Genomic DNA, 13,405 nt, shown 5'->3' on the forward strand with positions numbered 1-13,405 from the left:
TAGCGTATTTTTATTTACTACACTATAGAAATTTTATAATCTTTTAGCCACATATTTATTTGTACGAGGTAAGCGAAGAGTTGGGCGGAGCCCATAAGCTGTGAAAACCAGGCAGGGTCATAGGCTTTTGCATGTGTTTCTATAAGTTCTACGATTGCTTTTTTATCTACAAGTTGTAATAAAGGCGATGTACTGTCATCAATTATTTGCTTTAGCCATTCTTTAACGATGTTTTTAAATACTGGATTGTGTGTTTTAGGGTAAGGACTCTTTTTTCTTTCAATTACTTCCTCTGGGATGTAACCTTTTAGAGCGTATCTAAGTATTCCTTTTTCCCTTCCGTTGAGATTTTTCATTTCCCACGGTATATTCCATACATATTCTACAAGCCTGTAGTCTAAAAAAGGTACTCTTGCTTCAAAACCTACTGCCATACTCATTCTATCCATTCTATCAAGAAGCATGGGCATAAATCTTGTTATGTTAAGGTAAAACATTTCCCTCATTCGAGCATTATAGGGGTCTTCTCCATTCAGCTTTGGCACTTCATTTAAAGCTTCATTATATCTATCATTTAAGTATTCTATAGGTCTTATATATTTTACAACTTCTGGCAAAAGCAATTTCATGCGTTCATTGACCATTCTTATCCATGGGAAGGTGTGACTTTCAATTGCTTCTTTGTTTCTAAACCAGGGATAACCTCCAAAAACTTCATCAGCACCTTCTCCTGATAGAGCGACTGTGGCTCCTTTTTTTACTTCTTTTAAAAATAGATATAAAGATGAATCTATATCTGCCATACCAGGAAGGTCTCGAGCGTACAAGGCTGGCTTTAGAGCATGTGCAAGTTCTTCGTTATCTATAAATACATAGTTATGGTTTGTGTCAAGTTTATTTGCAACAAATTTTACCCAGTCTGCGTCAGAGTTTGGTTGAAATTCGTTTGGCGTAAAATATTTATCATTACCCACATAATCTACCGAGTATGTTATAAGTTTTTGACCTTTTTGTTTTAATTCTTCATTTGCGAAGAAGGATACAGCAGTTGAATCAAGTCCACCTGATAGCAATGAACATAAAGGCACGTCTGAAACAAGCTGCCTCACTGAAGAATCTTTAAGGAGATACCTTATTTTTTCCCCTGTTTTCTCAAGGTCATCTTCATGGGGAAGACTTTGTAATGACCAGTATTTGCTTATGTTTGCTCCATTTTTAGTGAATATGAGGTAATGCCCGGCTTTTAATTCTTTAACCCCTTTAAAGACACCACATCCGGGAGTCCTTGAAGGTCCCATTACAAATATTTCTGCAAGACCTTGTGAGTCTATCTCTGGTTTTACATGAGGATGTGCTAATATTGCTTTAATCTCTGAACCAAATATCAAAGACCCGTTTTTAATGGTATAAAATAGTGGCTTTATTCCGAGATGGTCCCTGGCAATAAAAAGCCTATTTTGTACTTCATCCCATATTGCAAAAGCAAATATTCCATTAAATTTTTTAACACATAAAGGACCCCATTCTATATAAGATGTCAAAATAATTTCAGTATCTGAACGGGTTTTAAAAGTATATCCCAAGGATATGAGTTCGTTTTTCAATTCATCCATATTGTAGAGTTCTCCATTGTGGATGATGACAAAATTTTTTTCACCGTATTTTTTTATCATTGGTTGACTTCCACCTTCTGGATCTATTACAATTAATCGACGATGACCTAAAGCACAATGTTTTGACAACCATATTCCAGAACCGTCAGGTCCTCTTTTTTAAGGGTGTTTGTCATTTTTTCGATTACTTCATTTTGAAGTGATAAGTCCATATCAAAGTTAACCCATCCCGTTATTCCACACATAAAAATCCTCCTAAAATTTAAATCTATAAGTAAATATATTCTCTTTTTTTGCCATTGATACATGTTATAATTTTCTAATGAACTTTTAATTTCTACATGATATAATAAAAACATAAATGTTTTAGGAGGATGCGGCTTATATGGAGAAAGTGATAAAAGAGCATTATTACGAAGAAAACGACATTGCTGAAAGAATAAAGCTTTTAAAAAAGAAATTAAATGAATGCAATATAGAGCTTCCTAAAGCTTTAGAGCTGAGCCGTGAATTAGACGAATTGATTGTTATGTACATGAAAAGAGAAAAACAAGTAAAACAGATAAAATAAAGTGCTGTTTTACTTGTTTTTCTTTTTGCGTGAAAATTACATAAAAAAATTTAAACTTTTTAAAATATATGTCGATATTTATAATAGCAAAAAGGGAAGTTGTTACAAATGATAAATTTTTATTCCAGGAGGTAATAACGGCATGTTGCAGGGGATAAGTACTGCGGGAACGGGGCAAGTAAATTCGCAGTTTAAAAGAGATAGTGCGTTAGTAGAGGAAATAAAAGCAGTAAAAGATATACTTAGTAAACCTGTGGATGAAGCTAAACTTAATAGTGAGCTTAATAAAGAAAATAGAAAAATAAGCATTAACGATCATACATATTTTGAATTTTCTGTACACAAGCCTACAAACACAATAGTGGTCAAAATTGTTGATAGCGATACAAATGAAGTTATTGACGAGATTCCTCCTGAAAAAATACTTGACCTTGTGGCAGGATTATGGAAAATAGCTGGACTTTTTGTGGATAGAAAAATATAGTTGGGGGTATGAAAAATGGATCCAATAAGTATGAATAGCTACAATGTGAGCAATTTATTGAGAATCAGTGGTCTTGCGACAGGACTCGATACTGATTCTATGGTACAGCAGCTTATGAAGGCTGCAAGTATACCTCTTGATAAATTAGAACAACAAAAGCAATGGTATCAATGGCAGCAAGAGGATTTAAGGGATATAAACACACAGCTTATGTCACTCCGAAATGACATTGTTTTTAAGCTCAAACTACAGGGGACTTTTATGGCAAAAACTGTTACATCGTCAAATCCTTCAGTTGCAACGGCTACAGCAGGTGTAAATGCGGTAAATGGAACTTATACTATATCAGTAACGCAATTAGCTCAAGCTGCGACAACTGCAAGTACAGATAAAATTGGTGCTGCAACTAAAAATTCTGATGGAACATATACGTATAATACACTTAATAATACAGGAAACGATATATATCTTTATTTAAAGGGATTAGACGGTACAAATAAACAAATAGTAATAAAAAATGGCGCAACAATAAATGATGTAGTTACTGCGATAAATGCTCAGACTAATGCGACAGGCGTAATTGCTACATATGATCCGGGTTTAGATAGGCTGTTTTTGGTATCAAATTTTACTGGAGCAAATTCAAAGATTGATTTTAGTGGTACAAATGTTGATGGAGCAAATTTCTTAGCAAACAAGCTAAAAATTAATATTGCGCAATTAAGCAGCAGTGCTGCTTTAGGTCTTGGAGGAAATAGTGGTATTGTAAACAATACTGGAAGCGATATATCACTGCAATTGAATGGTAAAACAATAATCGTAGCAAAGGGTGCAACTGTACAGAACTTCGTAGATGCTATAAATGCTGCTGGAGCAAATGTTACGGCTTCGTATGATTCTACATCAGATAAAGTAATATTAACCGCAAGCGCTGGTTATTCAATAGATTTTACAGGAACAGGGCCTGACGGAATGAATTTGCTTAACAACACGTTAAAACTAACAATATCTTCGATTTCAGCACAAGGACAAGATGCCAAATTTACTTTTAACGGTGTTCAAATGACAAGTTCAACTAACAATGTCACAGTAGCAGGAATAAATATTACCCTTACAGGAACAAGTAATAGCACAACAACCCTTACTGTTTTAACAGATGTTGACAAAATATATAACACAATAAAAAGCTTTATTGACAGTTACAATGATATAATTACAAAGATTAATGCAAAGCTTACAGAAAAAAGATATTACGATTATCCACCTTTGACTTCTGAACAAAAGCAAGCTATGAAAGACAGTGATATAACTTTATGGGAACAAAAAGCTCGTTCTGGGAATTTGGCTAATGACGAAACTCTTATGAGAATATATTATTCTATGAGAAATGTCGTTTCTTCTACAGTTTCCGGTGTAGGCTCTTTAAGTTCAATTGGTATTACTACAGGCCAATGGTATGAAGGTGGGAAGTTATATATTGACGAAACAAAGCTTAGAGATGCTATTGCAACCAATCCTCAATTGGTAATGAATATATTTACAGGTACCTCAACTTCTCAAGGTATTGCACAACAGCTTTACGATACCTTAAACAGTGGCATTGATGCCATAACTCAAAAAGCAGGTAGTACCACACAGCTTTATGATACAAGTTTTATAGGAAACAGAATAAGAGAAATAGATGATAGGATTGCTCAAATGCAAGATTATCTAAATAATCTTGAACAGAGATATTATGCACAATTTACACAGTTAGAGATGTATGTAAGCCAAATGAATTCACAAAGTGCGTGGCTAAGCCAGCAAATTGGTGTTATGACGAAATAAAAGGGGGTGCAGCAATGGTAAATCCGTATCAGCAATATAAAGAGAACGCAATTTTGACTGCCAGTCCTGAAGAGCTTGTTTTAATGCTTTATAATGGTATAGTAAGGTTTATAGAAGAAGCAAAAGGGGCGATAGAAAAAAAGATTACATGGCAGCTAATAACAGCATACAGAGGGCACAAGACATTATTACAGAGCTTATGCTTACCTTGGATATGAATTATGACATATCTAAAAACTTGTACAGCCTCTATGACTATATGTTAAGAAGGTTAATTGATGCCAATGTAAAAAAAGACGTGGCAATTTTAGAAGAAGTAAAAGGGTTTGCAATAGAATTAAGGGATACTTGGAGTGTAGCTCTTAATAAAGTTAGAGAGAAAGTCTACGCGAAGGGTTGATGAGATGCATAATAATGTAGAAAAGCTTACTCAAATTGTACAGGATAAAATTCAAAGATTGAAAGAACTTTATGAGGTTACTGAAAAAATAGGTATTGCCATAGCTTCTAACAATTTAGAAGAATTGAAAAATCTTCTTATTACAAAGCAAAAAATTATAGAAGAAATTGACAAATTAGATGCCGATTTTATCCCTTTGTATAATGTTTTTAAAAAGCAAAATAAAGTGGAAAGTATTTTTGCTTTGGAAGGGAAAGTTACGGAAGAAATAAGTAAATTGAAAGCACTCTTTATAGAAACAAAAGCCCTTTTGGAAAAAATAAAAGAGAAAGACGATAAAAATCTTCAAAATATAACTGCTGTTTTCGAAAAAACAGAAAACAAATTAGAGGAATTGTCAAAAAGTAAAGAGGGGTATATAGAATATCTTAAATACTATACACCTGACAGTTATTTTTTAGATAAAAAACGTTAAAGGAAGTGGGAATTTCCCACTTCCTTTATAGGGGTAAAAAATATTTTGTGCATTTAGATTAATTTTATCCTCTTTCTCAGCAAGAATCAGTTAACATTTTTTATTTGATCAATCTTTAGTATAACCTTTTTTTCTACATCTTATGCATGAAAGTGAATATTTTTGGTTAAAATATTTAATTAGGGATACTGTAAGCTTTTCTCTAGAACCTTTGAAGCTCCAGGGATTCAAAGGTTCTAGAGAAAAAATTTTTTCGGGCTTCGCACCCTAGTTTTTATCTTTTCTAATGGTATTGATTGCCATTCTTTTATTTCTGGTACTATTCTTTCGGTTATTTTGCTTACCATTTCTGCAGATAGTTCTATATTGAGTTTTTACCGTCTTTTAAGTATAGCCATTTCTTGAAATTTGAGTATCTTTTTTTGTTGTATCTTTCGTAGCCGAGTTATTTAATCAGTTTACACAAAATTTTTTACAATCTCCAATTTGGAATATTTTCACTGGACAAATACAAGCTCCATAACGCTTTTTGCTTTCTTCATATATCTTTAAGCTTGCTACTTGTTGAGTTCAAGTTAAATAAATATATTTTCCCAAAATATTATATAATGAAATCCATAAATTAAGAGTTTTTGCGGAAATAATTTTGCAAGTGCTTATTTTAAAAAAGGATTTTACATTTCCACGTAGAATTTTATATATACATCATAAAGTTGTTAAGAATTTTCAACTAAAATACGGCATATTTTTAGTTTAACGTAAAAAAGGTTTTCTGGATTTCGTAAAATCCTCCGAAAAACAACTTCTTAAAAACTGGACAAATAATGTATACGTGGCGACCGTGGAGCGTTTAACCATGATATATGCTTTATTTTGGAACTAAAGGCTACGAATATGTGATGAAAGCAAAAAACTAAGTATGTATTAAATGCTTTATAGATTATGTTAATCAAAGAAAACATCTTTATAACATGGACTCCACATGGATAAAACTTTTAGTGTTAACGAAATATATGGAAAGACGCCTAGATGGGATAAGCCATGTAGGGTTATTTTTTACGTAAAAAGCTACTACAGACAAAAAAACTGACAGAGCTAATCGACTTGTTGCTTTGTCTGCCACTTGCCGAACTCAAGTTTAATATAAACACATAAACAACATGCGAAGAAAGGAGGTTTCAGAATGACTAATAAAGAAAGAGTTTTAAATTATATTAGAGATAAATTGAAAAATATATCTGATAGTGATGTATTAAAAAGCAGAAATTTTGGCATTACTGCAGAGGATTTATCAGAATCTCTTGGAATCTCAAGAGCTAATATTAGTCATATATTAAATGAACTTGTACGAGACAAATTATTAGTAAAATTAGTATCAAGGCCGGTGTATTATTTAACGAGAGAAAAGGCTGAAGAATTAATCGGAGAGTCGATAGGGGAAAGTATTTCTTTGAATGATTTCATAGCATTAATTAAAAAAGCGAATAGAAAAAGTAGTACCGATATATTTGAAAATTTAATAGGGTATAATGGGAGTCTTAAAAAGCAAGTGGAACAGGCAAAAGCAGCTATTCTGTATCCCCCATATGGTTTGCATACGTTAATAATAGGGCCGCCGGGGTCAGGTAAATCTTACTTGGCAGAATTAATGTATGAATTTGGAAAACAAATAGGTAAGTATAGTAATTTTGAAACTCTAAATTGCGCCGACTATTATAACAACCCACAGTTGTTAATGTCATATCTTTTTGGCCATGTAAAAGGGGCATTTACAGGAGCTGATTCTGACAATATTGGATTAGTAGAAAAAGCGAATAATGGCATATTGTTTCTTGATGAGGTACATAGACTACCACCAGAAGGACAAGAAATGCTTTTTTATCTAATTGATAAGGGAATATATCATAGGCTTGGTGATGCAATGATAAGAAAAGCAAAGTTAATGATTATTTTGGCGACAACCGAAAATCCGGAATCGTCACTTCTGAAAACATTTTTAAGAAGAATACCGATCGTAATCAAGATGCCAGCTTGGAACGATAGACCATTTGAAGAAAAAATAGAAATTATTAAAGAACTTTTAAAAAAAGAAGCAAAACAAGTAGCAAAAAAATTTATTATTTCTCCAGAAATAATAACAATTATGGCAAATTGCGATTTTAATGGTAACGTAGGGGAATTAAAGTCAACCATACAATTGCTTTGTGCTAAAGCTTTTTTAAGAAATTACAATACTACAGATTCAGATGGTGAATTAAAAATTGATATTACATTATTACCGGAAAACATGAAAATAAAAATGTATGAAGAAAATACAAAAAATAAAAAATATTATGAAGATCCTTTAATAATATTACCTGATGGGAAAGAAAAGTCGCTTGAAAAATATGATTTGTATGATTTCATTATCGAAAGGTATAAAATATTAGAGCAACAAGGATTTGATAAAAATGACATTAATGAGAGAATTGAGCTGTATATAGATTCGCTTTATAAGCACATAATAAATAAATTCAAATCTCCAAATGTAAAAGAAATTGAAAAATTAGTTGATAAAGAAATTATTGATTTTTCGGCGGAGGTAAAAGATTTTGCTGAAAGAAAATTAAATATAAAATTAAATGATAATTTTTTGTATGCATTTACATTCCACCTTGAGGCATTGATAAAAAGAATTAAAAATGGGCAACCAATAACTAATTTGCGACTAAATGAGATACGTAATAAATATATAAACGAGTTTAAAATATCAGAAGAAATTGTTAAAATGATTCAAGACAAATTTAAAATTAATGTTTCTACAGAGGAAAGTGGTTTTATAACATTGTTTTTAGTTTCCGGTATGAGAGATATAAACGAGAAAAAAGTGTTGCTATAATGGTATTAATGCATGGTGACGGTGTAGCAAAAAATATAGCAAATGTAGTAAATAAGCTATTAAATATAACTAAAGTTGCATATTTTGATATGCCATTAGATATGAATGTTGACGATGCATTAATAAAAATAATGAATATTTCGAAAGAAATTCATCAAGGTAAAGGTATCTTGTATTTAGTTGATATGGGCTCATTAAAAAATATACCAGATAGTATTGAAAAATTTACAGGAATAAGGACAAGAGTTATTGATAACGTAAGCACTCCTATAGTTCTTGAAGCAGCAAGAAAGGCATATTTTTTAGATGAAGATTTAGATGAAATTTATAATTCAATTTGTAATCGTACATTTTCAAATGAAAACAAGAAACGTTGCATAGTTACAATTTGTTCTACTGGAGAAGGTACGGCTGATAAACTAAAAAATTATATTGAATCAAATTACGAATTGGAGAATTTAGCAATTTATTCATTAAGTTTTTTTGATATCACTGAAAGGACAGAGAAATATTACAACATTATTCGGGAAAATGACGTATTATGTCTCATTGGAGCCTTAGATCCTGAGATAAATGGTATTCCTTATGTACCTACTGATAAAATAATAAAAGATAAAAATTATTTGGCAACAAATTTTGGCATTAAATTGAAGCATAATTTTTTGGTTGAAAATGAATACAGAGAAATAAAAGAGACATTAGAAGAATTTCTTACTTATATCAATCCCTCAAAGGTCATAGAGGCATATAAGTTATTTATTAAAGATATAGAAAAATATAATATAGCTTTAAAAAGAGAGAAAAAAATTAAGCTAGGAATACATATGGGGTGCGTTGTTGAAAGACTATTTACAAATAATTTTATTAAACATCATGCCAAAAATGAGGTCATAAATAAAAATAATGGTTTATATCAAATATTAAAAAATGCCCTAACAGTGTTTAATACCATGTTTAATATCAATATTAATGATGATGAAATATGCTTTATTATTGATATCATTAATTATGATGAACTATATGTTTAAAGTGGCCGTGGAGGCCTTTTTTATTTATTTAAGGGTAATAGTGTTTTATAATTTAAACACAAATTTTCTGCCGAAAGAAAAACGTAGATTTTACAGGTATAAATAATGTATGAACACATTTTGGCATAGATTTTGCGATATACATTAAAGTAAAAAAGACAAAAGATGGAGGCTGTAACATGGCACGAAAATTACATGAACTATTAAATGAAAATTTAATTTTTTTTGATGTTGAAGCAACTAATTGGCAGGAGGTACTGAAATATTTAGCAGATAACTTGCTGAGAAAGGGTTATGTAAATGATTCTTTTTACAATGCAGTTGTGGAAAGAGAAAAGAAGTTTCCAACGGGATTGCCAACAGGAAAGATAAATGTTGCTATTCCACATACTGATCCAATTCATGTAATTAAAGATGGTATTGCCGTTGCATTGCTAAAACAACCTGTTCTATTCAGAGAGATGGGTAAATTTGAAGGAGAGGTTGCCTGTGATATTGTATTTATGTTAGCAATTAAGAATCCTGACGGGCAAATAAAAGTATTGCAAAACTTTATGGATATATTTATGGATTCAAATTTACTATTGAAAATTAAAAATGCTAAATCAAAAAAGGAGATAATTGATATTATTTCAAAAAGCAATTGAAAGGAGGTGATAAATTGATGGGACAAAGGAAAAAGATAGTAGTAGCATGTGGGTCTGGTGTTGCTACATCGAAGTCAGTCGCGGAGAGAGTTAAAGAACTTTGTAAGCAAAGAAAAATTGATGTAGAAACACTGGCGGTTGACTTTAGATCGGTAAAATCACACTTAAAAGATGCTGATTTGTTTATCTCTATAGCACCTTATGATCCCACAGACTATGGGGTTCCAGTGGTGAGTGGGATTCCGTTTATGACAGGCATTGGGATGGACAAGGCAATGGATGAGATTGAGAAAATTTTGAAAAATGCCAAATAAAAGGGGGTTTTTAAATGTTAAAAACAATTATACAGTATATACTAGATTTGGGACCAAGTGTTTTTCTGCCGATATTAATGATAATAATAGGTTTAATTGTAAGAATGAAACCTTCAAAAGCAATTTCAGCTGCTTTAACGCTTGGTGTTGCTTTTGCTGGAATGTCAGTAATACTTAATTTTATGTTTGACCAAATTTCACCTGCGGCCCAGGCATTTGTTAAAGCAACAGGGCTGAAATTGAATGCATTGGATCTAGGGTGGACACCTGTAGCTGCAATAGCCTGGTCATGGCCATACGCGTTTTTAATGTTTCCAATTCAAATTATAATTAATTTGATAATGTTGGCTTTTAAATGGACAGACTGTTTGAATATTGATATGTGGAATGTTTGGAATAAGGTTTTAACTGCTGTATTAGTTCAAGGTGTAACAGGGAGTGTTACTTTGGGTTTGGTAGTAGGAGCGATTGAAGTAGTATTAGAATTAAAAAATGCTGATTTATTGCACAATCAAATTTATGAGCTAACCAAAATTCCGGGAATAAGTTTGCCACATGCTTTAGGGTTAACAGCAGTAATATTGGCACCACTAAATCGGTTATTAGACTTTATTCCAGGAATTAATAGGATAAATTTAAATTCAGAAGCCCTAAAAGAAAAATTAGGCATTTTTGGTGAGAATCATATTTTAGGATTTATAATAGGGGTTCTTATTGCAATATTTGCAAGATATGATTTAAAACATACTTTGATATTAGGAGTTTCATCTGCAGCAGCCTTAACATTATTTCCAATGGTAGCAACACTATTTATTACGGCTTTATTACCTATTTCAGATGCTGCAGCAGAATTTATGAAGAAAAGGTTTCCTGGTAGACAATTTTATATAGGCTTGGATTGGCCATTTTTAGCAGGACAACCCAGTTTATGGGTAACAACAATTTTGCTTGTTCCAGTTATACTCTTGATGGCCATAATTTTACCAGGCAATATTGTTCTTCCATTTGGAGGCATACTTAATATATGCTTGGCAGCAACAGCAGTTGTAGTAACCGGGGGAAATTTATTAAGAATGTTAATTCTTGGAATAATAACAACTCCCCTTTATATGTACGTAGCAACATACTTTGCTCCTATGATAACAAATCTTGCAAAACAAGTAAAGACAATTGAAATACCAGCAGGGCAATTAATAACATGGAATGGCATGGAGGCTCCAGAGTTTAGATATGTTTTTTCAGTGGCGGCGAAGATGTTCAAAGGTGATATATTGCCTGGTCTTCCTTTGCTAATAGGCTATGCTTTGCTATACTGGTGGTATTTTAAGTATATGTTAAAAAAGAGAAAGAAGCCGCAGAAAGAATTAGTGCGACTTCCCAAAGTTTATAATTGTGTAGTGTTGTAGCAGGTATATTCCTGCTACAACATTTGTAAAATAGTGTTATGACTTTATTTTAATCATATCACAATTAGAAAAAAATATAAATAAATTTTTTAGGATGTGATTAAGATGATTGCAACTGTTACATTGAACCCTGCAATTGATAAGATAATCGTAGTAGATGAGATTAAAAATTTTAGCAATAACAAAATAAAACAAATAAAACTTGATATAGGTGGTAAAGGAACTCATGTGTCATCTGTGTTGTCAGACCTTGGTCTTAAAAATGTTGCCACAGGAATATTAGGAGGATATACTGGTAGTATTCTTGAATCGCTTTTGGGTAAAAAATATTCAATGCCAATTTATCCACCCACCGAATTATGAAACAAGAACGAGCTATATTATAATTGAGGAAAATAAGAACAATCATTTTATGCTTACAGAGAGAGGTAATAAGGTTGATGAAAGAAGCATAAATGAGTTAGTTGAAATGATTATAAAGCTTTCTTCATCATGTGAATTTATGGTTTTTTCAGGAGGAGTTTCTCCTGGATTTAACATAGATATATATAAAAAATTAATAGAGTTAGCGAATAAAAATGGTTGTAAAACATTCTTAGATGCCAGTGGGGATTATCTTCTAGAGGGAATTAAAGCAAGACCATTTATGATAAAACCTAATATAGATGAAATTTGTGACATTATAGGACATAGACCTGAAAATATAAAAGAAATAGTTTTTCATGCCCAAAAACTCATTAAATCTGGGGTTAAGGTTGTTGCAGTTACACTGGGTAGTGATGGTTCATTAATTGTTTCTGAAAATGAAGCATTTAGAATTTATCCTCCCAAAGTCAAGGCAATTAATACTGTGGGATGTGGAGATGTATTCTTCGGAAGTTCTATATTTAAGTTGTATCATAAAAGTACGTTGAGAGAAGCATTTAAATTTGCCACAGCTGTTAGCGCATCAAAAGCAATGAAATTAATGACATCTGAATTTGATATTAATGAGGCTTTGAGATTATTAGATGATGTATTAATTAAAGATGTTTAATAAGAAGGGGATGAGGAATCAATGAGATTGTCATATATAGAGGAGAGGAAAAAATTTGCCAATTAGTAAAAGATATGTTTGATAGAATGATGACGAATGCAGCAGGTGGTAATGTATCGTTAAGGGTTGATGATAATAAAGTTTTATTGACACCAGCAAAGATGGCGGAAAATGACAGATGCCGACTTGAGCCGGAAGATTTACTGCTTGTAGACCTTGAGATGAATGTATTAGAGGGTACACGATCATTAACAAGGGAAGCTAATATGCATCTAGGGATTTTGAAAGAATTTCCTGATGTTAATGCCTGTATACATGCCCATCCAAGGAATATAATGACATTTGTTGCTTTTGAGTTACCTATGCCGTCAGTTACGGAAGCTACAGCAAAATTTGGCAATATCGAATGTTTACCTTATCATCCTGCAACTACAAAAGAACTTGCTGATGCAGTGGTTGAATATTTTAAAACAAAAAAGAATGTGTTGGAAAAACATGCATGTGCTGTAATGTTGGCAAGACACGGTATTATAATAGCAGGAAAATCTCTTGAAGAGGCATATAACGCACTTGAGAGAATAGAGACGAATGCATATATTGTTTTAAATAGCAAATTGCTCGTTGATAATCCAGTGCTAAAAGTAGCAAAACTTCAAGAAAAATTTCAGCCATCTACATTTGTAGCGGAAAACAAAGTTATCTATGAATAATGAAAATTTAAGATAT

At 32.0% G+C, this 13,405-nt stretch carries 12 protein-coding genes and 3 pseudogenes; 14 read left to right on the forward strand and 1 reads right to left on the reverse strand.

Annotation, left to right across the window (positions count from 1 at the left end):
- Window positions 1–17: 17 nt before the first annotated feature.
- Window positions 18–1,858, reverse strand: a pseudogene (gene asnB, locus OEI98_RS02790) (asparagine synthase (glutamine-hydrolyzing)).
- Window positions 1,859–1,998: 140 nt separating this feature from the next.
- Between asnB and OEI98_RS02795 the strand changes: the two are divergent.
- From OEI98_RS02795 to OEI98_RS02860, 14 genes and pseudogenes are all read left to right on the forward strand, one after another.
- A complete protein-coding gene (locus tag OEI98_RS02795; protein ID WP_266039465.1) occupies window positions 1,999–2,184 on the forward strand; it encodes a Spo0E family sporulation regulatory protein-aspartic acid phosphatase in 186 nt (61 codons plus the stop codon).
- 142 nt (window positions 2,185–2,326) lie between these two features.
- Complete coding sequence (locus OEI98_RS02800; RefSeq protein ID WP_003869289.1) at window positions 2,327–2,668, forward strand: flagellar protein FlaG; 342 nt, start codon at window positions 2,327–2,329, stop codon at window positions 2,666–2,668.
- 15 nt (window positions 2,669–2,683) lie between these two features.
- On the forward strand, window positions 2,684–4,495 hold the full coding sequence (fliD, locus tag OEI98_RS02805) for a flagellar filament capping protein FliD (protein WP_266039469.1): 1,812 nt from the start codon (window positions 2,684–2,686) through the stop codon (window positions 4,493–4,495).
- 14 nt (window positions 4,496–4,509) lie between these two features.
- Window positions 4,510–4,895 (forward strand): annotated as a pseudogene (gene fliS / locus OEI98_RS02810) (flagellar export chaperone FliS).
- Window positions 4,896–4,899: 4 nt separating this feature from the next.
- Window positions 4,900–5,370 (forward strand): flagellar export chaperone FlgN, encoded by a 471-nt coding sequence (gene flgN, locus OEI98_RS02815; protein WP_266039471.1) that lies wholly within the window; start codon window positions 4,900–4,902, stop codon window positions 5,368–5,370.
- Between the two features lie 766 nt (window positions 5,371–6,136).
- Window positions 6,137–6,510, forward strand: a pseudogene (locus tag OEI98_RS02820) (IS1380 family transposase); the annotation flags it as partial.
- Window positions 6,511–6,553: 43 nt separating this feature from the next.
- A complete protein-coding gene (locus tag OEI98_RS02825) occupies window positions 6,554–8,248 on the forward strand; it encodes a sigma-54-dependent transcriptional regulator (protein WP_266039473.1) in 1,695 nt (564 codons plus the stop codon).
- On the forward strand, window positions 8,248–9,276 hold the full coding sequence (locus OEI98_RS02830) for a PRD domain-containing protein (RefSeq protein WP_266039475.1): 1,029 nt from the start codon (window positions 8,248–8,250) through the stop codon (window positions 9,274–9,276). Before OEI98_RS02825 ends, OEI98_RS02830 begins: the two co-directional genes overlap by 1 nt.
- Before the next feature lie 179 nt (window positions 9,277–9,455).
- Complete coding sequence (locus tag OEI98_RS02835; RefSeq protein ID WP_266039477.1) at window positions 9,456–9,923, forward strand: PTS sugar transporter subunit IIA; 468 nt, start codon at window positions 9,456–9,458, stop codon at window positions 9,921–9,923.
- Window positions 9,920–10,237, forward strand: coding sequence for a PTS sugar transporter subunit IIB (locus OEI98_RS02840; protein WP_266039478.1), 318 nt, complete (start codon window positions 9,920–9,922; stop codon window positions 10,235–10,237). Before OEI98_RS02835 ends, OEI98_RS02840 begins: the two co-directional genes overlap by 4 nt.
- A gap of 14 nt (window positions 10,238–10,251) precedes the next feature.
- The gene (locus tag OEI98_RS02845; protein ID WP_266039480.1) at window positions 10,252–11,643 is read left to right on the forward strand and encodes a PTS galactitol transporter subunit IIC; all 1,392 of its coding nucleotides are present in this window, start codon (window positions 10,252–10,254) and stop codon (window positions 11,641–11,643) included.
- A gap of 105 nt (window positions 11,644–11,748) precedes the next feature.
- Window positions 11,749–12,006, forward strand: a complete 258-nt coding sequence (locus OEI98_RS02850; RefSeq protein WP_266039484.1) for a hypothetical protein — start codon at window positions 11,749–11,751, stop codon at window positions 12,004–12,006.
- Window positions 11,948–12,679 (forward strand): 1-phosphofructokinase family hexose kinase, encoded by a 732-nt coding sequence (locus tag OEI98_RS02855; RefSeq protein ID WP_266039486.1) that lies wholly within the window; start codon window positions 11,948–11,950, stop codon window positions 12,677–12,679. Before OEI98_RS02850 ends, OEI98_RS02855 begins: the two co-directional genes overlap by 59 nt.
- A 53-nt stretch (window positions 12,680–12,732) precedes the next feature.
- Window positions 12,733–13,389 (forward strand): class II aldolase/adducin family protein, encoded by a 657-nt coding sequence (locus OEI98_RS02860; RefSeq protein WP_266040550.1) that lies wholly within the window; start codon window positions 12,733–12,735, stop codon window positions 13,387–13,389.
- Window positions 13,390–13,405 lie beyond the last annotated feature (16 nt).

Source organism: Thermoanaerobacter sp. RKWS2, assembly GCF_026240795.1.
Taxonomy (GTDB): domain Bacteria; phylum Bacillota; class Thermoanaerobacteria; order Thermoanaerobacterales; family Thermoanaerobacteraceae; genus Thermoanaerobacter; species Thermoanaerobacter ethanolicus.

Coding starts and splice junctions, on each gene's coding strand:
- OEI98_RS02795 (WP_266039465.1), top strand. CDS start 1,999: ATGGAGAAAGTGATAAAAGAGCATTATTACGAAGAAAACGACATTGCT.
- OEI98_RS02800 (WP_003869289.1), top strand. CDS start 2,327: ATGTTGCAGGGGATAAGTACTGCGGGAACGGGGCAAGTAAATTCGCAG.
- fliD (WP_266039469.1), top strand. CDS start 2,684: ATGGATCCAATAAGTATGAATAGCTACAATGTGAGCAATTTATTGAGA.
- flgN (WP_266039471.1), top strand. CDS start 4,900: ATGCATAATAATGTAGAAAAGCTTACTCAAATTGTACAGGATAAAATT.
- OEI98_RS02825 (WP_266039473.1), top strand. CDS start 6,554: ATGACTAATAAAGAAAGAGTTTTAAATTATATTAGAGATAAATTGAAA.
- OEI98_RS02830 (WP_266039475.1), top strand. CDS start 8,248: ATGGTATTAATGCATGGTGACGGTGTAGCAAAAAATATAGCAAATGTA.
- OEI98_RS02835 (WP_266039477.1), top strand. CDS start 9,456: ATGGCACGAAAATTACATGAACTATTAAATGAAAATTTAATTTTTTTT.
- OEI98_RS02845 (WP_266039480.1), top strand. CDS start 10,252: ATGTTAAAAACAATTATACAGTATATACTAGATTTGGGACCAAGTGTT.
- OEI98_RS02850 (WP_266039484.1), top strand. CDS start 11,749: ATGATTGCAACTGTTACATTGAACCCTGCAATTGATAAGATAATCGTA.